Below are 17,595 nucleotides of genomic sequence, written 5' to 3'. Positions count from 1 at the left end.
CTTATTTCACCTCTACATTGAAATAGAATTTTTCAGCTGCATCAACAGGTTGAACAGCTAGGTCAATCAAGAAACCGTCACGATCTTCATTTAAAGCGATCGTGATGTCTGTTTCAGAGTCAAAGCCAGTGATTCCAGATCCATCTTGCAGCTGCGTTAGATATTGCGTGATTAGTGTTTTCACCAGCTGCAGCCCATCATCAGATGCCGGAATGTCATTGCCATTTGCTTTGCGTAACTTAATCAGATTCTTCAATTCACGTGTGAGATCGTTGTTGATCGCATCAAGCACTCGGATGATCTTATTTTTCCCGAATGTCTTGTTCTTCTCGGTTGTGTAGCTTGTCAGAGAGTTGATATCTTTCTCAACGCTTACTGTGCGATCACGCGCATCAAACGTAAACAAGAATTCGCCTTGTGATAAGCGGTATTCCACTTGGTCATTATCAAGACGCTCTAACGTATCCACAGCCCCTTCATATTCAACAAAGGTTAATGACTGATTGAAGTTTGCTCCTGCAGATGCACCAGCCACCCATGCCGTTGCTTTGGCTGGTGTGATCTCTGTGCCGTCTTCTAGCAGAACGCCGCTTGTGACATTGATAATTCCTTCATGATCAGCTGCGTAGTTCGGTAAAACACCTTGCACTTTACGACCTTGGTCATCACGCAAACGCTTGACGAAGGCCACAAATGTCGCTTTTAACTGCTCACTAGTGTTATTAGGCAGCGCAATCACGTCAAAGTATTCTGTCTCAGCTGCTTCAAGAAATGCTGTGTAATCTGCCACGCTTGGCACACCGTTTTTTCCACCGCTTAGTGTTACGCCAGCTGTGATTGTCACTTCACCTTCACCTGAAAATTGAACGTATTTATTTTGCTTCAGCTCTTTGACATCAGTGACAACCTGCTTATCAACAATGTCTGTACCAACGTAAGTCACCACATCACGCTTGGAGCTATCCAATACGTTTTCAGTGACTTGGATTGTCACCTCATTACCTTTCTGTCCACCATAATTGGCAAGAACGTTGAAATTCTCGCTGATCTGAGCCTTTGCAGGTTCTCCCTCATTCAAGCGATACAAAAGAACCGTTTGTGCTTTTTTCTTCGCTTCTCGGAAAAGAAGAAGCGACTTGTCATCGATGTTTAATCCGACTTTTTTATTTAAGTCCTCGATGCCTGAGATAGAGATAAACGTCTTAGGCTCTCCCCAACTCATTGTGATTGGGAGTGCAACGGTGCCGCGATCACCTAACGTGATACGCTGCTGTGCTGTGGTTTTGAAATTGAAATAGATACCAGGGCGCTTTTTCTCTGTACCTGGTGTAAAAGTACCTCCATTCATGCTTAAACCTCCTTAGACAAAAAAGCATCAATCTGCTTCTTTGCTTCTGTTTTTGTAATTGGTTGATCTTTGATATAAAAAAGAGCACCCTCAAGGATTTCAGGCTTCACGCCAAACAATTCCTTGCTGTGCTCTTTCAAGGCTTCAAATGCGAACCCTGGTTCCTTTGGAATAACCAGTGTCACTTTTTCTTCTTTCACCGGCTCGCTTTTATTCTTTGCCACTTTTTATCACCCCATCTGAAAAATTTATGTCGTCTAGGCTTGGTTGCTCATCTCGCTTGTACCAATAGGCGCTATCCCATGTGAGGACAATTGTTGCCACACCTTGATCACCATTCCTAGTTTCTGCCCTCTTAATGCGAACATAATCATCAAGCGGTTCACCTTCTTCACTGACCATCTGAATGATATTCCGATCAGCTGACAAGGCATCTACAATCGATTCAGCTGCATCATGAGCCTGCCCCGATTCCTTGTGAAACACTTTAATATGCAGCGTGTAGGTTTTAAGAAACGTTGAAACAGTATCGTTTCTTGTATTGACCCATGCGGCAGGAAAGTACATCGATGGGACTTGAAATTGTTCAGGAATTTCCTTTTCGTAGACTTTCACAGGAAACCGCTTATAACAATAATTCATGATGGCGCCGACTTCTTGATTCATCTAATCACCGCCCGAATTGTTGATCAATCCATTGCTGCAGCTTGCGGTCCAATGATTGTTCAAACATCTGTTCAAAGATAGCCAACGCATTGTCCCAATAGCCGCTCCCCTCAACCCATTGAAATTTCAAGAGCATACCTGTTTCAGCGTTTGGATCATATTCAAAGCGGTCGCCTACCCACCTGCCAGGAACCCATCGTCTATCCTGATTCTTGGAGGGATCAATGGTAAAATGACCATCGTTTGTGTATGATGCGTATTCTAAGTTGGTCCCAACATCCAACGTCAGACCGCCACTGCTCATCGAAAAGACGTTTTCTTGGTCGCCTTTTTGGAATGAGTTGAGCAAACGACGAGCATCCACCGTTTTTGTACGGATAATTTCATCTTGAACAATATCTAGGAACTCATAGCCCATTCCTTCGAGCCACTCTTCATATTCAGCTTGCAAGCCGCCATTCACTGCTGCATTCAAGTCCTCTATGAATTGATCAAGACCATCAATCCTCATAGGCTTTCACTCCTCATCGCTACCACCTCAATATGATGGTTTTTGATCCGTCTGGGCTTTTGTAGTTTCAATGTCACACCTTCCCATACCACTTTATCGTTCAGGCGGACATCGGTATTACCAGGAAAATGAACAAGGTACGATTGATGAATGGTTGCGTTTGGCTCCTGCTGTGTGATGGATTGGTTTTTCTCCGTAAAATAACATGGCTGCGCAACTTGATCAGGCTCATCAGGATATGAAAAGACCGGCTGCGCATCTTGGACAGGTATTCCATAGAGATTGCCTGTTTTTTGTTCTTCCTGCAGGTGATATATGTCGCATCGATCCGTTAATAATGATTGATAGCTCATAGCGATCTCAACCTTAATTTGACACTGCCTGGATCTTCTGGCGCTACTACCGGCTCAATGAAATCTATCAACAGGTTATACACATCTGGTTTTGAAATGGCGTTACCATCTGCCAAAGTATATGAATAGTCGCCAATCTTTTCAGATTTATAACCCTTTATGATTGATTCATCCCCGTTGATCAGCGCGAAGAACTGCGCCATTTTAATCAATGCGATCTTCGCCTTTTCAGGAAGCGGCTGATATTTTTCACTTGTGAAATCATGACCTACGATCTTAAATACCTCAGCTTCAGCCTCAATGATGTCACTGATTAAGAGTTCGTCAGAGCGGTTTTGCACGCTCTCGAATACTGTATACGCCCTAACATCTTCAGGAGAGATCAGCATCAGCCTTACTCTCCTGCTTTTTCTTGCTGCTGTTGATTTTCAAGGATGAAGGCAATTCTTTCACTTTCATTCTTGAACTCAGACGGATCGCCGCCAAGATCAACAATAACGGCTTCTTGTCCATCTTTCTTCATATCCTTCAATTCAGTTTCAGTGTAGATTTTTGCTTCTTGTGACGGTTCTTCTTCCTCTTTTGACTCTTCTTCCTCTTCGGACGGCTTTTCTTTTGGTTGATCATCTGTTTTAGGATCATCAGTAGGAGCTTTCACTTCTGTACAATTGAAAAACTCATTGCCATTGAGATATTGAAAGACCTTTTTCTCAATCTCTTTTTCCTGATTTAAAAGAAAGACATGACCCATAACAGAGTATGTCTTTCCCTTGATCAATTCAGCTGTATACATATTGATCACTCCTTGACCTTGATGATCTTAGCAACAGCATCCTCTTCCTCAAATTTGCTGTCTAGCTTCGCAGTCAACACAATGATGAATTTACGTCTACGGATGTCCTTATCAACCTCAATACGAATATTGCGAGAGAAGCCAAGAATAATGTTTTTCGGATGAGTCAATAAGATGTCCGATACATCTGTGCCATCCTCTCCCATTCCATACGGCTGTATGTTTGCAATACCTTTTACCGGCACACCGAATGCAGAAGAAAGTCCACCTTGTACAGCTGCATCCCCTAGATTCGTTTGACGATCTGCCACTTTGTCTTTCCACTCGACTTCTTGGCCAGGAGACGTATAGAAACGGAATTCTTGCGGAATACGCAGATATTTTGCCGGAACCGCTTTGTATCCTTGTTTGAATACTTGGCGTGTAAGTGGTTCACCAGCAACATCTACGATATGAGATTCAGCCTGTTTACGAATACCATCAAGTTGTGCTAGATATGCATCACTAGATTTCGTATCACCATTCAAAATCAATTCTTCAATATCAACTGCCGCTCGTTCCGCCAGCATTTGCATGATGGTATTTTGTAAATTATCACCCTCGATGTTATTTTCAAGCGTGTCATATGTGATGTTTACTTCAGCAATGACTTCTTTTGCATTAAGCTCCACAGTGCTTGTTGTTGGCGCAGTCTTTTGTTCATTAGTTAAACCTACACCTTCTTGACCAGGACGAAGAATCCGCTGACCAAAACCGATTTTTTCAATTTTTTGCGCATCACTATCCATTGGAATGACACGTGCATCTTGCAGCAGTGTTGGTGCATTTTGCACCATACGAATAAATGTGCTAGATTGGGTCGGATTCATGAGACCGCCTGTCTTTAAAGTACCAAGCGTCACTTCCGCTTTGTTAATTACCTCTTGATTTCTCACTCTAGTTCCTCCTTTTTCTCGGCTTAAAGCAAGCCGCCCCATACCGTTTCAGATTTTTGTAAGTCTTGTTGTTGTGCATCCCCTACTCCATTACCTTGCGGACGTGCTTTTTCAAGCGCTTCGACTCTTTCAACAACTGGAGCCAATGCCTTTTCTACAGCTGCGGCCATTTCTTTTGCGACCTCTTCATCAATTTGTTTTTCTTGCGGATCAGGCTGACCTTCGCCTTCTCCCTTCTCAAGGTCATCCAGACGTTTTACAACTGGTGCGATTGTTTCATCTAGCATCTTTTGCAGTTCTTCTTTGTTCACTTCTTCTTCCTCCTTCTTTTCCGCTTGACTCAACAGATTGTCGATAGCGGCTCTTGCATTTTTTAGCTCATTCAGATTAGCAGCTGAAAACTTTTTACCTGCTTTTGCGACAGCTTCAGGTGGATCAGTTTGGATCCCAGCCAAGTCATCAGTAAGCAGAATCTCTTGTGTGATTTCCACAAAGTCTCCCAGTGCAGCCCTCACCTTTTCAGGATCAGTCTCCAAGTCTCCATCGTCGTAAGAGTCCCATTTATACAAAACAGAATTCAGGGCATCTTGTGCCGCCCAAAACTCACGACGCATGCGGCCTTTGTCGTATCTGTTCTTTACTTCTCCTTTTGATAAAAAGAAGTTTTTGAGCAAAGAAAAAAGCCCCTTCTCTTCAGAAGCTGGCTCACGCTCTTGTTTTCCTATGTCTGCTGTACCGGCCATTGAATATCCGGTGATCTCGCCCTTTTGAATCTGTTCCCAGATTTCATCGGAAGCCTTTGTCACAAGGACCCACGATCCTTTCTTGATAACCTCATCGCCCATTTCAAAATCAGACGGAGCAATGTACGATTCAACGACTTCCCCAACACCGCCTTGGAAGTCGTGCTGCTTGTCGATCTCACGTGCATCCTTCAGGAACCCATGAGCGGCTTTCTCAATCTCTTCCGGCGTCATGTAATCTCCATGTGCATCCGCAACGTTTGGTTCGTATACAATTCCATATACAAGACGCTGCGCATCATCAGCCTTCGAAATGACCTTGATTTCTTTCTGAAAGTCACTTTCTTTTTCTGATTTCATAAAAAAGAACTGCTTTTGATTAGCAGCCTTGTCTACGTACGAAACATGTGTGATTTTTGCATTTATCAATTCGCGTGGCAATTTATTCACCTCCTTTCATAATTACTCTCTAACATAGAATTTAGATTATAACTCTAACATTGAAGAACCTATTCCAAAAATTAATATTTCTAAGGGAAATAACATCTTCAAACTCATCTTCAAGAGAATCTATTAGTTTATTTGAATTAGCTAAAAAGTCATCTAATTTCAGCAATAGATCAACACACTTTTTCAATTTAGGATGCTCTGAATTATATTTGATTTCAAAATCATCATAATCAACACTTAACAATTGACTTGCACTTAGCTCCTTTATTTTATCAGGATTACTTATCCAAAACTCTTCATCTTTATTAAAATTTTCATGGTATATAGCTGATATTACAATTAGGTCTATTTTCTTTAAATAAGATCTAATTTTGCTTATATGATTCTCAAATGTTTGTTTATCACTATTTCCTTGCAACTCATATTTTAAGACTTCTTTTGAATCTTTAGTTAGTTTTAAATCTTCAATCGCTTTTTCTAACATTACAACTTTAGTTTCTTGCTCATTAATATAATTCTGGGCTTCTTCAAATTGGTTTTTTAATTGTGTAAATTCCTCAACACTTGGCATTTCTTCTGTGTTTTCATTATCTTTTATTGCATTTAATAACATAGTAGCTTTAGAATTTAGCTGCGCAGAATGAAAAGGGTTAATCCAGTTCATTTTGAAAAATTCATCTGCCAATTGATTAATGCTTGAGAGTTCGCTAACTTTTATTGATTGCCTTCCATGGAAAGGCGTACTATTTAAGACATGGTAATCAAGCTGATCTAGCAATAAAGGATACACTTTTTTTCCTAAAGCCCATGCTGCACCAAGCTCTGCAAGACAGTAGTTGCTCTTAAGAAACTTCTTTGTTATTAAAAAAATAACCACTTCAGAATTTTGCAAGTTCTCTAAAATTTCATCATTAAAATGCTCTCCTATATGAAGAGTACCTTGAACGGAAGTACAGTATATCTGTTCTTTTGGGATTCCTAGAGCTAATCTTAGAAACTGTTCGTTAAAACATTCTACGATTTCTGGATCATTAGTAGAGTGACTCACAAAAAATTTTGTCATATCATAAATCTCCTAATCTAAAAGTTATGATATGAATTTACTACAAAAAACCATGTATTGTAAACTTCTTTCTAATTTTTTCTTTTTCAACAGCTGATAAACCCAAAATGACTGGATCAACCACAGGCCCAACCGCACAATGACAGTTCACGCGCTCTTTGGAAGAAAGCTTGGTATCTCTCGGAAACATGCACTGCTCTCCGCTTCCTGGTATTTCAAATTCTTCATCGAGAGGAATAATCGTGCCGTCCAGCTGCACATGACTTTCTCTGGACTGATTCTTTTTTCCGCCGCTGTGCTTCCATCGCTTTCCCGTTACCGCCGGGGATTGGACATAAGATTCATGTTGAGCGACGGAAGAAGCGGTCAACACTTCAGTTACAGCTGTCACACGTGCACGCTTTCGGCTGAATTCAGGAAGGTCCTTTAGCTCTAGTTCAATTTCTTGAATAGAGCGGCCTTCTTTGATGCCCTCTTTCAACGTTTGTTCAATCGCTGTATGAGTATTCAACTGCATCAGCTGCGCCAATTCCTGCGACCATGATTCAAGCCACTCAGCGGTTCTTTCAGATAACACCTTGAACGGAATATCTGCATCGATGGAATGCATAATCTTCTCGGCCAGCTGCGTGACGGTCAGCTTCAAGAAAATGGCCGTTTCTTTTCCAAACAGCTCCGCAAATTCATCAGCTGCAAACAAATCATTTTGGAAGAACGCTAGAATTGATTCTAACGTCTCCGAATCATCCTTGGATATAAAACCATTCAGAGCGTTCAAAAATGTCCTGCGTTGCAATCTGAACAATTTAGCGGTGATTTTTTCGTATTCCTCCACTAAAGATGGAATGTCTTGTAGTTCAGGGAAATCAGCCACCGCCTCTTTGAGTTCCTCAACCTCATCTGCTTCCGCTTTTTGCACAAAGGTATTGATGTTTTTTATCAGCTGATCAATCTTGCTCATTTGCGGATCTCCTCTAGTTCATCCCTAAGGTCTTTGAGGATCGATACCAATTCATTCTGAGAACCTGCTGACTTTTGAAAAACAGTATCAAGCAAGCTAGTTGATGCCTTTGGCTTAGCCTCAATTGGTCGGTGATATTCTTCCTCTGGCCATTCTTCAAGAGTCTTACCAAGAATACGCCCAGCCAGATCACGCAGGTCGTTTGGCGAAACCGCTCCTGCTTGAATAAACGGCGTAAGAACCTTTGCGATTTCGAGCGGATCACGAAAGTCAGGACCATTTAATATGAGTCGCACATGCCAGAGATCGAGATCAGGAAGGAAGAGTGTATTGAGCTTGCCAGTGATGATCATTCTTTCCGGCTGGAATACCTGTTCTTCTGTCGTTTTTCGAGCGGTATCTGCTGTCGCCTTGTTATAATCCTGTGATTCGCCTGTGTAGATCGGCGGCAGACGGAAAGAAGATCGTATCTTGTTTCTCGTTTTCTCATCGTATTCAAGGAATAGTGCATCCTCCTGAAGAATCTCGGCAAGTGATTTTATATCCACCTTTACATTCGCCGGCTCTTCATCGTTTGATAGCTCATCCTTTTTCGGAATCCCTTCCACTTCGAGTAACAGGAATTTATGTGCATTATCTGATCCCTCAATGCAGTTCATGTATTCCTGTAGCTGCTCATACGAAGATTCAGAAAGCATTCCATTCTCTACAGTAATTGCAGCCGGCACATGCCGCCCTTGTTTAAAGTACAGATAGTTCAGTTCTTCAGCTTTGCGCGCTCCATACATATTGACGATGTTACCAATCCAACGAGGAACACCATATGTACCGCTGCCGATCTTGAAGTGAATGACTTCGCTTGCTACAAGATTAGAAGGAGTGTCTTCGCTGTATTCTCCCGTAGCAGCGTTCAATGTTCTTGGATCGCCGTACTCTTTGAAGAATACTTTTTTAGTGTTGACTTGCTGCACATACTTTCTGAACCGTTTCATTCTTTTCATGGTCTTAACTTCACCATGATCTGTATACTTAAAGTCGATCTCAACGGAATCGCCTAACTTACAAACACGAATATATTGTGCATCAAGATATTCAATGCCTGCAGGCTTCCCTGTACCTTCACGAAGCACTTCGACAAATCCATTACCGGTTTTCTCTCGGTCTTCTATTACATAACCAAGAACCACTTCGGCTGACTCATCATAGTTCATATAGCTGGTGAACTCTTCAAGTTGGGTCCATTCTTTCTCAGCTGTCTCTTTCTTTCCCTCTGGTGCATTCTCAGCGTTGAAGTCGAAAGTATACTCAATTCCTAAGCCGAAACCTAAAATATTCGTTTTATACGCATCTATACATTGTTGAAGAATGGTAGAATACTCGGCTATTTGTTTGAGCTCCTTGATATTGTATGGCGGCTCAATAACGCCATCAGCCTCATAATTAAAGCCATCCTCATGAATTTGTTTGGTCGTTTCAGAAACAGTTGATTTAATCACAGTCGCTTTCACTTTATTCATCAGCGTGACCTCCTTTCTCTGTTCGGGCGTGTCCGCTCTTTTGGTTTCTCTTTCAGATCGGTGACCTCATAATCATCTAGCGCATACCAGATGGCCGATAAGGTGTGGGGATCAATCTTAAATTCGTCTTCTATGATATTGCCATTCTTGTCTGTCTTGTATGAGAGCGTCTGAAGCTCATAGATCGTGTTCTTACATGAGTCGGAACAAATGATTTTTTTGAACCGCTTGATCTTTTTGGTGTACTGCAAGCGTGATCCCTGAAACTTACGTGCAGCCACCATGTTGTATCCCATCTTCCTGAAGTATGCGATGGTTTTCGGTTCAGCTGCATCCGCTTTGATTAGCTCTTTTGTTTTGGCAAATTCGATGAGCTCTTGTACAGTTTCATCATCGGTTGTGCCTTTTTGATAATACTCCCAATAGATGTATAGATATTTCTTCTCGTGATCGACGGCCAGTCGAATCAAAGCGTTATATGACTCTACGAAACCAAAGTCCATTCCCGCTCTAAGCAAAGGCCGATTGATATTTGAGATGGCCAGCATCACATCTTCATGCGGCTGCACCTCGAATTGAGGAAGAACACGAATTCCGTTAATGCCAAAATGACCTTTTCGGGCTATGCGATAAAGGTCTGGATCGTATTCCTTTAGTTCGTCCAGCTGCTTAATATAGCTGACCGGAAGGAACAAGTTGTCTTCAGCTGTAGAATGATGATAGTACGTATCATTGATAGCGATGGTGCGTTCTTTGTATAAAGTCTCGTCATCCAGGATAAATCGATTTCTCTGATCGTCCTTAAAGAAGTGACGGTATGTCCAGTTATCCTGGCCGACAGGGTTTGTTGATAAGATCATGTGCAGCAGCAGCGTTGGATGACGCAAACGACCAAGCAGTTCCTTGAACCCCTCGTACTTAACCTCAGAACACTCTTCAATCCAAATGATTGAGATGTTGTTGATCGACTTCAGCTTGGCAGGCTTGTCCAGACCTTTGAAAATGATCCGGCTGCCGTTGTGAAATTTAAGCATTAGCGGTGATGTCCGGCACTGAATAACATGATCGAGTCCAAGATCATTCACGATCTCTTCGAATAAAGAAAACGTGGAATCTCTGTGCGTATCATAGACTTCACGAATCACAAGAGCGGTTCGCTTTTCATCAAGCAACTTTAAGATGAGTTTCAAGGCAATGTGATAGCTCTTAGATGAACCGTAACCACCCACTAGGAACTGAAACTTCTGATCCCAATCAAAGAGAAAATCTTCGAAGTGTGGATTGACTTCCTTCTGCATCAGTTGCATCAGCCATCACCTTTTTTCTTTGCTCTCTTTATAGTAATTTGAACCGAATCATCGACAGGTCGAGCGGTGATCCGCTTCAGTTCTGCCTCTCTCGTTCGGTTTGCAAGATCAAGGCCACGAAGCCTCAATTCGTATTCAGACATAGTTTTCATTATGTCGACTTTCTGCCTAATGGCTTTATCGCGTTGTGCGGTCACACGTGTCAGAGCATCTTCTATGCTCAATATCTTCTCCAGCAGCGGTGAGTCTGTCTCCTCAATTTGGACCACTGCTAGACGTTCATTAGTTATCGGAACAGCTTTAATCAGACCATTTTTATCTGGAGCCTGTACAACGTCTTTCATCTTCCGCAATTGCTGCAAGACTGTCCGCTGCTTATCAGTCAATCCATTCTCGTATTTAGTTATCAAGCGCATCATTCTTGTTTCACGAACGCTCAATAATCGTATTGATAGATCAATTTGGTACAAAGGATCAGTCTCGATCTCAGTAAAAAGCTTCTGCTCCTTCTCATCCATGTACTCAAACATGATTGTTTCGTATTCACCAGTTTTGAATGAATTCTTGTTCCCTTTAGGAGCTGCGCCACCCCTATTGCCTTTAGCATTTTGGTTACCAGGTGGCGCTTTACCTCCTTTATTACCTCTGGCGTTTTTACTCCCTTTCGGAGCACCAGGACGTTTAGTAACGTTACCATTGGTTTTCTCTTTTGGTTTAGTAACGTTACCATTCAATTCCTCATCCCAAGAGTCTTGGTTCTTCCATTTGCGGATGAGCGTTTGAGAACACTCTAATTCTTCAGCAATGTCTTTCAGTAAGCGGGTTCCATTGCTTTTCTTCCACAACTGGAATGCCTGATCTCTTTTAGGATTTCTCGGTCTAGCCATTACATATCACCCACCTCCGAGCTGTTGAATTAAGTTTGAGTTTGTTTTTCAAAAATTGCGAATAAGAAAGGATATTTTTGTTTAAAAGCGAATATTTAAAATGAGTAAAAAATACCAAATTTAAGGAGTTGTCATTAATTGAAAAAGTTTCTTTCTTTCTTTTTGCTTATGATAATATCGTTTAGTGTCTTTTCTACCTCAGTTGAAGCTGCAACTTTAGCTAGTTTAACTGCAAAGCGTGATGGACAATCCCATTCAGTTACCTTCACAGGGAATGGCAAATACATGAGAATTAAATGTGCTCACAACAAACCACCAACTTCAAGTGAAAAGCTGGGTACAGCATGTAAATTAGAAAAAGATACTTTACGACCAGAAGTACCTCTTGTTGATTGGTTCTTAAGTGACCCATCATCAAAAGAAAGTGATGTTTTTCTTAGTAAAGGAGTAAAATATCGTTTGCACGCTGAAGTATACCCATATAGTTTAGCTGGTACCACTCTTACAGCGACTATTTATGATAAGTAGGGTTATTCATCTTTCTGAAGCTCAATGTCCAGTTCGATGAGCTTCTTCAGATCTTCCACAGTAGACAATTTGATATTTCCTGCTTTAAAGTCTCTGACCCATTGAGAGATTCCAGCTTGAGCGATTTTACGATAGTTTTCTTTTGATTTATCAATACCTTCAGCCTGTTCAGCTTGAAGGATCATAAGCATTTCTTTCTTTTCTTCGCCAGAAAGGGAACGTGTGTTTGTATTTTCTGTTGTCATTCTCCCTGACCTCCATTACAATAGTGGATGAGAGCGTGATATTTTCCCACAAACGCGGCCGCGTCTTGATCACGCTCTTAGGCAGGGAGGTTCTTTCTGTCTTTGAAGGGAGGGTGTTGTCAGCACCCTCTTTTTTTATTTTATAAAGATGAAACCAACTCAGCTTCAATTCCGGTAAATTCAGTGAACCTCTTTTTAATTACATCGCAAAAATAAGGATCGAGCTCCAAAAGAAGGGCCTCTCTGTCAGTTTGTTCACACGTCATCAGAGTTGATCCGCTACCTCCAAAGAAATCTACTACTCGATCACCTTTTTTGCTGCTGTTACTTAATGGGATATTAATAAGATCAAGCGGCTTCTGTGTAGGATGAACATATTTTGCAGTATCACCGCGGGAAACTTCCCAAATTGTCGCTGGTTCTCCTTCTTCAGAGGTATCAGCTCTCCAAACAGTGACCTGCTTTCTATCTCCATACCAATTAGGTGAACAGCCTTTTTTAAATGCATAGAAGACCGGTTCATGCATGTATTTATATTGCGCCCACCCGAATGTTGGTGAGTTTTTCACCCAAATACACTGCGATCTTATATCAATATCTGCATGACGCATCTCATTCTCAAAAGCGCGTTGATATGAAGCGGCATGAAAAACATATATAGCTGCCTTTTCGTTCATGATTCTTGAATAATTCAAGAACACTTCTCTTAAAAATAAATCAAACTGACCATTATCCATAGAATCGTTTAAAATCGATGCATGGCCAACATCATTTAACTTTTTGCTATCACTTTTAACCGCTACATTATAAGGTGGATCAGTTATGACTAGATCTGCTTTATGGCCAGACATCAATCGGTCAACATCCTCTATCTTTGTCGCGTCTCCACACACTAGGGTATGCCGGCCAAGCCGCCAAACATCCCCATACTTTGTTTTAGGTTCTTTTATATTGTCTAGTGCCTCTTGCACATCAAAATTATCTTCCTCAACAATTACGATCTCATTTTCAATAGAAACACTGTCTAATAGATCTTCATATTCTTCTTCAGTAAATCCAATAATTTCTAGATCAAGATTGTTATCCTTTAGTTCTGTTAGAAGTTTTTCAAGTTTATTTTCATCCCAATGGCCACTGATTTTATTTAATGCTACATTCAGAGCCTTTTCATCCTGGTCATTTAAAGAAACCACTGACACTAGAATTTCAGACGGTGTATCTTCCATTAATATTTTGAATCGTTGATGGCCTCCAACAAGGTGGCCAGTTCTTTCATTCCAAACTAATGGATCGACGTATCCGAATTTCTTCATGGAATTTTTAAGAGTATCGTATTCAGGATCTCCTGGCTGCAGATCGATGCGGGGATTATATGGTGCAGGGTTAATTTTATGTACGGGGATTGTTTTGATATTCATGATGTATCTCCTCCAATTAAAAAAACACCTTATCTCCTAAGGTGTCCGATACTTGTTTGTTAATTTTAAGAAACGTCTTTTGCTTTTCTTTTGAGACATTTCATCTATGCACTCTTGTAGCAATGTTTTATATCTGCTCGTTTTTTTTAGCATTCGTGAATGAGTTATAGATTGATGACCCCAGATTATAATAGCAGTATAAAAGGTCATTAATATAATCAATGGCGCTGCTCCTTCAACGTCTGCCAAACTAAGACCATAATTTATTGTACTACCTAATATTACAGCCAAAATCGTAAAGAAAGCAGTAGTAAAATGACTTGAAGCTTTATGATTATCGATCCCTTCTTCAAGCCTGTCCAAAAGCATTTTAATTTTTTTACTATCATGATGCTTTTTGATTTTTTCTTTAAATGCTGTTTGTTCAGCAAAATTTGCTTTATGCATATTCTTCCCAAAGCGCAGCAAATACATTGGCACGTCTCTAATCTGACCAAATGATGTAAATTCGTTAGTTTCGTTAATTTCATTCATAAGAAATCACCTCCTAAACATATATCGGAGGTGATTTGGAAATTTTCAGGTATTCAGTGAAATGATTTTATTTAACGTAAAATTCATTTGTGTAGAATGTACCAACTGTTTCAACATGGTTGCCATGTTTGTCATAACGTTCTACATCCACTCTAAAGCGATAAGTACCTTTTTTGTTACCAAATGACTCTTTGATGTCAAATTGATCATAAAGTTTTTCACCTGGGTTAAGCGGGTTAGGTGAATTCGTTTTGATTGTGACCCATTTCCCTTCAACTTTTCGTTGAGGAATAAGGTTTGGTCCACAAATGTAATCATTGTGATTCTGAATCGCAACAACCACAACCTTGTCCTTTCCTAAAATATGATTCGCTTTTTTCGGATTAGCAGATACACCAAACTTTGATGCCATGCTCATCATCTCCCTTTTTATATTTTTGCGCTCCTATCCCTCACCAAAGCACCTGCAGCCATACACCCAAAAGACGACTGTTCCCATCAATTTATCGTTTTCTCCGGATACGGCCGCCTTGTCTTTGGTACGTTTCGCGTCTCGTTCCCATGATTTCTTCCCAATCTCGCGTCGTTATCGGATCAGCATCGCTCTTCTTACTATTAGAACCAGGAGCAATGCTTTTAAATTGCTTTAATGTCTCTTTAGAAACAGAATCCCTGATCTTCATTTCACTCGCTCCTTGCCGAATAAGCACCACCTTACGCTATTCGCTTAAATAGATTTTGAAATGATGACTACACTCCGAGAGGATGCCAAGTACAGTCAATCATCAAGTAAAAATGAAAAACTGTCCTCGATACGGCTGCCGCAGACTAGCTGCTATCCAGGCTCAGAATGTCCCTCTCGTATGGCCACATTCCTCAACACCTTTGTTCCGTATCCAGATACGCCATTGATAAGGGAAAGACGCGTCTCCCAATAAAAAAAGCGGACACCAATCAAGGCACTTAAAGTGCTCAATGATCAGCGTCCGCAGGTTCTTCCTTCTGGACAAAGTATTCACGTTCGTTTTGCTTGTCTCTATCATACGATGATCCGCACAAGAAAAAAGGTCCCCTTTTTGTCGGCTTTTTCTCGGTTTTTTCTCGGATAGGAGTCCAATAAACACCAAAAACCTTGAAAGGCATTGGCCCATCAAGGTTTTTTTATAATCTATAAATTCTGTAAATCATCTCCACCGCCAGCTAATTTCCCTATCAGGATAAACTGCAGGTATATATATCCCCCTTCTTTTATTTTCATCATCAATAATGTACCAATTGTTATCATCTAACCATTCTTCGTTATAATTTGTTTCTACAAAATCATTTTCCTCATCAACAAGTGCTGCGAAAAAATCATTAAATTTGTCTATATTATTTGAAGGGGTAATCTCACCATTAACCCACATACCATCAACATTAATATCGTGTATATCTCCTAAAAACTCGTTTAGAAAGTATAATTTCACAATTCTCACTCCTTAGGCGAAACCTTAATATATTGGCTTGGAACTTCCCCTTTAATCAAATACTCATTATCCCTTTTAGTCCAATTAATCGCTCTTTTCTTCCAAAAATCAGAAGAAATAACATCTCTTTCAATCAACTTTTGAATTTGTTTTGGAGAAAGTATAACAACATCTTTTAGCTTTCCAGACTGTATATCTTTCCTTAAAGCTGATATATTTAGTTCAATTGCATTTTCTCCATAATCTCCAATAACATTTTTGTTATTTGTAAAACTAGTATAAGGGCTATTAGATTTAGCTCCTTTTCTATAACCTCCAAGTATATGCTCTGTAACAGTCACTTCTCGTCCTTTATATAAACCTTCTTTACTAGCTGGTACTAAATCACCTGAACTTGATATATGAGGTTTACCAATTCCATTTGGCCTAGTTGGAGAGTGTAGTAAACTATCCCCTCTATATAAATTACTTTTGTTGGTTAAAGAAGCATCATCTATACCCTTAATCCCCATCTTCCCATGAAACCCCTTCGCCCCAATCGGCAAAAGCATTCCTAGCGCCGCATTCATACTCGCTTGCTGCTGTTCTTTCGAGACCTTGTTTCCAAACATGTCTCGACCTGTAATCGCTTCGCTGAAGCCGTTGGTCGCGGTGAGCCCGTATAAACCTTTTTGGGATGTCTTTAGGGCATCAAAAGATTTTTGTGACGTCTTATAAATGTCGACCGCTCTGACTGCGGCTGACGTGGCTTGGGTGGTTTTATAGACAGCCTTTCCGCCTTTGAAAATGCGGCCTGCCCAGCCAACGATAGGAATGTAGCCGGCTGCAGCCATGCCTCCTGCAGCAACTCGCTGTCCTGCGGTAAGCTCTTCGCCTGTAATTGGATCGACGCCTGTAGCAGCACGTTTTGCATCGTTCACGCCAGTCAGTTCATTCACGATGTTTCCACCATAATCGAGCGCTTTTTCATACCAAGAACGGTTGGCGAGGGTCTCTTGTTCCTTTGCGATCTCACGGGCTTCTTCTTGTTCTTTTTTGATTTTGAGATATTCAGCAGTTTGCTTCTCAATATCGCTTTTTGCCTTGTAGATTTCACTATCTTGAAATGCTTTTTTGTCAAAATTCATAGGTGAAATGGATTTCCCGTCATTCGTAGCATTGATCATTTCTGCATACAATGCCATTGTAGCCTTCTCCTCAGTCTCTGACAAAGCATATTCATCTTTTAGATTTTGATCAAGCTCTATTAAATCTTTAACCGTCTTTTTTCGTTCGTCTTCCGCATCTGCAATCTTTTCATCAAAGGTTTTACTATCAAATACCTCTAGAGATATGAGGTCATCAATATCTTCGAAAATCGTTTTGAGTGCCTTTTTTTGATCCTTTACAATGCTTTTGGAATTTTTGATTCCCATATGTACAGCGTTGTCTAAAAAGTGTTCTTCTACAAAAGTGTCGCCACCAAAATTGGTATCATCAAGTGTCCCAGAAACACCTTCATGGAACGCTTTTTGTTTATCAATGAAGCTAATAAACATGTCCACATTTCCGGCGAGCTCTTTGTAGAAACTTTTAATGTTATCGGCACCTTTTCCGGTAAAATCATCACCAAGGTTTGCCACGCCTTGTAGAGCCTTTTTTAAATCAACCATTTGTTCTCGGAGTTCCTGATAGTGTTTTGCCCTTGCGTCGATAGCACTTGTAAGTGCTTTTGCATCAAGTATCTTCCCCAGAAGAAGTCACTCCCTCCTATTCATTGACAAGGTCAATTTTACCAACACACAACTTGTCATTAAATAGGAATAAAGATACAAAACATCACTCAGAAGATTCAGAGTGATGTTGAAAGAGTTATATACTACTGAATCAG

At 40.7% G+C, this 17,595-nt stretch carries 22 protein-coding genes; 1 reads left to right on the top strand and 21 read right to left on the bottom strand.

Features of this window, described 5'->3' with window-relative positions:
* Position 1 precedes the first annotated feature (1 nt).
* Genes ACSSTM_RS18905 through terS form a run of 14 tightly spaced genes read right to left on the bottom strand, consistent with a single transcriptional unit; the run spans position 2 to position 11,534 of the window.
* Positions 2-1,348, bottom strand: a complete 1,347-nt coding sequence (locus tag ACSSTM_RS18905) for a phage tail sheath family protein (RefSeq protein ID WP_437404317.1) — start codon at positions 1,346-1,348, stop codon at positions 2-4.
* 2 nt (positions 1,349-1,350) lie between these two features.
* Entirely contained in the window at positions 1,351-1,533 is a 183-nt protein-coding gene (locus ACSSTM_RS18900) for a hypothetical protein (RefSeq protein WP_437404329.1), read from the bottom strand.
* 25 nt (positions 1,534-1,558) lie between these two features.
* Positions 1,559-2,014 (bottom strand): DUF6838 family protein, encoded by a 456-nt coding sequence (locus ACSSTM_RS18895; protein WP_268506986.1) that lies wholly within the window; start codon positions 2,012-2,014, stop codon positions 1,559-1,561.
* Positions 2,015-2,018: 4 nt separating this feature from the next.
* Positions 2,019-2,525 carry an HK97 gp10 family phage protein gene (locus ACSSTM_RS18890; protein ID WP_268506988.1) on the bottom strand — a complete coding sequence of 169 codons (507 nt, stop codon included), beginning with the start codon at positions 2,523-2,525 and terminating at the stop codon, positions 2,019-2,021.
* Positions 2,522-2,878 (bottom strand): DUF3599 family protein, encoded by a 357-nt coding sequence (locus ACSSTM_RS18885; RefSeq protein WP_437404316.1) that lies wholly within the window; start codon positions 2,876-2,878, stop codon positions 2,522-2,524. The genes ACSSTM_RS18890 and ACSSTM_RS18885 overlap by 4 nt, the downstream gene beginning before the upstream one ends.
* Positions 2,875-3,267 (bottom strand): protein YqbG, encoded by a 393-nt coding sequence (yqbG, locus tag ACSSTM_RS18880; RefSeq protein ID WP_268506991.1) that lies wholly within the window; start codon positions 3,265-3,267, stop codon positions 2,875-2,877. The genes ACSSTM_RS18885 and yqbG overlap by 4 nt, the downstream gene beginning before the upstream one ends.
* 5 nt (positions 3,268-3,272) lie before the next feature.
* Positions 3,273-3,671, bottom strand: coding sequence for a YqbF domain-containing protein (locus ACSSTM_RS18875; RefSeq protein ID WP_437404315.1), 399 nt, complete (start codon positions 3,669-3,671; stop codon positions 3,273-3,275).
* Positions 3,672-3,676: 5 nt separating this feature from the next.
* Complete coding sequence (locus ACSSTM_RS18870; protein ID WP_437404314.1) at positions 3,677-4,606, bottom strand: phage major capsid protein; 930 nt, start codon at positions 4,604-4,606, stop codon at positions 3,677-3,679.
* A 23-nt stretch (positions 4,607-4,629) separates the two neighbouring features.
* A complete protein-coding gene (locus ACSSTM_RS18865) occupies positions 4,630-5,790 on the bottom strand; it encodes an XkdF-like putative serine protease domain-containing protein (protein ID WP_437404313.1) in 1,161 nt (386 codons plus the stop codon).
* A gap of 40 nt (positions 5,791-5,830) precedes the next feature.
* A complete protein-coding gene (locus tag ACSSTM_RS18860) occupies positions 5,831-6,862 on the bottom strand; it encodes a toll/interleukin-1 receptor domain-containing protein (protein WP_176966952.1) in 1,032 nt (343 codons plus the stop codon).
* A gap of 40 nt (positions 6,863-6,902) precedes the next feature.
* Complete coding sequence (locus ACSSTM_RS18855) at positions 6,903-7,823, bottom strand: phage minor head protein (protein ID WP_437404312.1); 921 nt, start codon at positions 7,821-7,823, stop codon at positions 6,903-6,905.
* Complete coding sequence (locus tag ACSSTM_RS18850; protein WP_437404311.1) at positions 7,820-9,340, bottom strand: phage portal protein; 1,521 nt, start codon at positions 9,338-9,340, stop codon at positions 7,820-7,822. The genes ACSSTM_RS18855 and ACSSTM_RS18850 overlap by 4 nt, the downstream gene beginning before the upstream one ends.
* A complete protein-coding gene (locus ACSSTM_RS18845) occupies positions 9,340-10,638 on the bottom strand; it encodes a PBSX family phage terminase large subunit (RefSeq protein ID WP_437404328.1) in 1,299 nt (432 codons plus the stop codon). The genes ACSSTM_RS18850 and ACSSTM_RS18845 overlap by 1 nt, the downstream gene beginning before the upstream one ends.
* An 8-nt stretch (positions 10,639-10,646) precedes the next feature.
* Entirely contained in the window at positions 10,647-11,534 is an 888-nt protein-coding gene (gene terS / locus ACSSTM_RS18840) for a phage terminase small subunit (RefSeq protein ID WP_437404310.1), read from the bottom strand.
* Positions 11,535-11,672: 138 nt separating this feature from the next.
* On the opposite strand from terS, the gene ACSSTM_RS18835 reads away from it, so the two are divergent.
* Complete coding sequence (locus ACSSTM_RS18835) at positions 11,673-12,062, top strand: hypothetical protein (protein ID WP_306011588.1); 390 nt, start codon at positions 11,673-11,675, stop codon at positions 12,060-12,062.
* Positions 12,063-12,064: 2 nt separating this feature from the next.
* Here the strand turns inward: ACSSTM_RS18835 and ACSSTM_RS18830 are convergent, their stop codons facing one another.
* The 7 genes from ACSSTM_RS18830 to ACSSTM_RS18800 form a co-directional block, all read right to left on the bottom strand.
* Positions 12,065-12,307, bottom strand: coding sequence for a hypothetical protein (locus tag ACSSTM_RS18830; RefSeq protein ID WP_327821539.1), 243 nt, complete (start codon positions 12,305-12,307; stop codon positions 12,065-12,067).
* Between the two features lie 140 nt (positions 12,308-12,447).
* Positions 12,448-13,725 (bottom strand): site-specific DNA-methyltransferase, encoded by a 1,278-nt coding sequence (locus tag ACSSTM_RS18825; RefSeq protein WP_437404309.1) that lies wholly within the window; start codon positions 13,723-13,725, stop codon positions 12,448-12,450.
* Positions 13,726-13,761: 36 nt separating this feature from the next.
* The gene (locus tag ACSSTM_RS18820) at positions 13,762-14,259 is read right to left on the bottom strand and encodes a hypothetical protein (protein WP_257474530.1); all 498 of its coding nucleotides are present in this window, start codon (positions 14,257-14,259) and stop codon (positions 13,762-13,764) included.
* 67 nt (positions 14,260-14,326) lie between these two features.
* Complete coding sequence (locus tag ACSSTM_RS18815; protein ID WP_327821541.1) at positions 14,327-14,671, bottom strand: structural protein; 345 nt, start codon at positions 14,669-14,671, stop codon at positions 14,327-14,329.
* A 91-nt stretch (positions 14,672-14,762) separates the two neighbouring features.
* Positions 14,763-14,942 carry a hypothetical protein gene (locus tag ACSSTM_RS18810; RefSeq protein WP_058015612.1) on the bottom strand — a complete coding sequence of 60 codons (180 nt, stop codon included), beginning with the start codon at positions 14,940-14,942 and terminating at the stop codon, positions 14,763-14,765.
* Between the two features lie 501 nt (positions 14,943-15,443).
* Positions 15,444-15,725 (bottom strand): hypothetical protein, encoded by a 282-nt coding sequence (locus ACSSTM_RS18805; RefSeq protein ID WP_327821542.1) that lies wholly within the window; start codon positions 15,723-15,725, stop codon positions 15,444-15,446.
* A gap of 5 nt (positions 15,726-15,730) precedes the next feature.
* Positions 15,731-17,419, bottom strand: a complete 1,689-nt coding sequence (locus ACSSTM_RS18800; RefSeq protein WP_437404327.1) for a ribonuclease YeeF family protein — start codon at positions 17,417-17,419, stop codon at positions 15,731-15,733.
* Positions 17,420-17,595: the final 176 nt, after the last annotated feature.

Origin of the sequence: Bacillus sp. RK1064 (genome assembly GCF_051488405.1) — a bacterium.
In the GTDB taxonomy this organism is placed as follows: domain Bacteria; phylum Bacillota; class Bacilli; order Bacillales; family Bacillaceae; genus Bacillus.
The sequence above is the reverse complement of the archived record's forward strand: the minus strand, read 5'-3'. Positions and strand labels throughout refer to the sequence as shown.

Bases quoted from the DNA above. Each gene is read 5' to 3' on its own strand.
- ACSSTM_RS18905 (WP_437404317.1), bottom strand. From the start codon at position 1,348: ATGAATGGAGGTACTTTTACACCAGGTACAGAGAAAAAGCGCCCTGGT.
- ACSSTM_RS18895 (WP_268506986.1), bottom strand. From the start codon at position 2,014: ATGAATCAAGAAGTCGGCGCCATCATGAATTATTGTTATAAGCGGTTT.
- ACSSTM_RS18890 (WP_268506988.1), bottom strand. From the start codon at position 2,525: ATGAGGATTGATGGTCTTGATCAATTCATAGAGGACTTGAATGCAGCA.
- ACSSTM_RS18885 (WP_437404316.1), bottom strand. From the start codon at position 2,878: ATGAGCTATCAATCATTATTAACGGATCGATGCGACATATATCACCTG.
- yqbG (WP_268506991.1), bottom strand. From the start codon at position 3,267: ATGCTGATCTCTCCTGAAGATGTTAGGGCGTATACAGTATTCGAGAGC.
- ACSSTM_RS18875 (WP_437404315.1), bottom strand. From the start codon at position 3,671: ATGTATACAGCTGAATTGATCAAGGGAAAGACATACTCTGTTATGGGT.
- ACSSTM_RS18860 (WP_176966952.1), bottom strand. From the start codon at position 6,862: ATGACAAAATTTTTTGTGAGTCACTCTACTAATGATCCAGAAATCGTA.
- ACSSTM_RS18855 (WP_437404312.1), bottom strand. From the start codon at position 7,823: ATGAGCAAGATTGATCAGCTGATAAAAAACATCAATACCTTTGTGCAA.
- ACSSTM_RS18850 (WP_437404311.1), bottom strand. From the start codon at position 9,340: ATGAATAAAGTGAAAGCGACTGTGATTAAATCAACTGTTTCTGAAACG.
- ACSSTM_RS18845 (WP_437404328.1), bottom strand. From the start codon at position 10,638: ATGCAGAAGGAAGTCAATCCACACTTCGAAGATTTTCTCTTTGATTGG.
- terS (WP_437404310.1), bottom strand. From the start codon at position 11,534: ATGGCTAGACCGAGAAATCCTAAAAGAGATCAGGCATTCCAGTTGTGG.
- ACSSTM_RS18830 (WP_327821539.1), bottom strand. From the start codon at position 12,307: ATGACAACAGAAAATACAAACACACGTTCCCTTTCTGGCGAAGAAAAG.
- ACSSTM_RS18825 (WP_437404309.1), bottom strand. From the start codon at position 13,725: ATGAATATCAAAACAATCCCCGTACATAAAATTAACCCTGCACCATAT.
- ACSSTM_RS18820 (WP_257474530.1), bottom strand. From the start codon at position 14,259: ATGAATGAAATTAACGAAACTAACGAATTTACATCATTTGGTCAGATT.
- ACSSTM_RS18815 (WP_327821541.1), bottom strand. From the start codon at position 14,671: ATGGCATCAAAGTTTGGTGTATCTGCTAATCCGAAAAAAGCGAATCAT.
- ACSSTM_RS18810 (WP_058015612.1), bottom strand. From the start codon at position 14,942: ATGAAGATCAGGGATTCTGTTTCTAAAGAGACATTAAAGCAATTTAAA.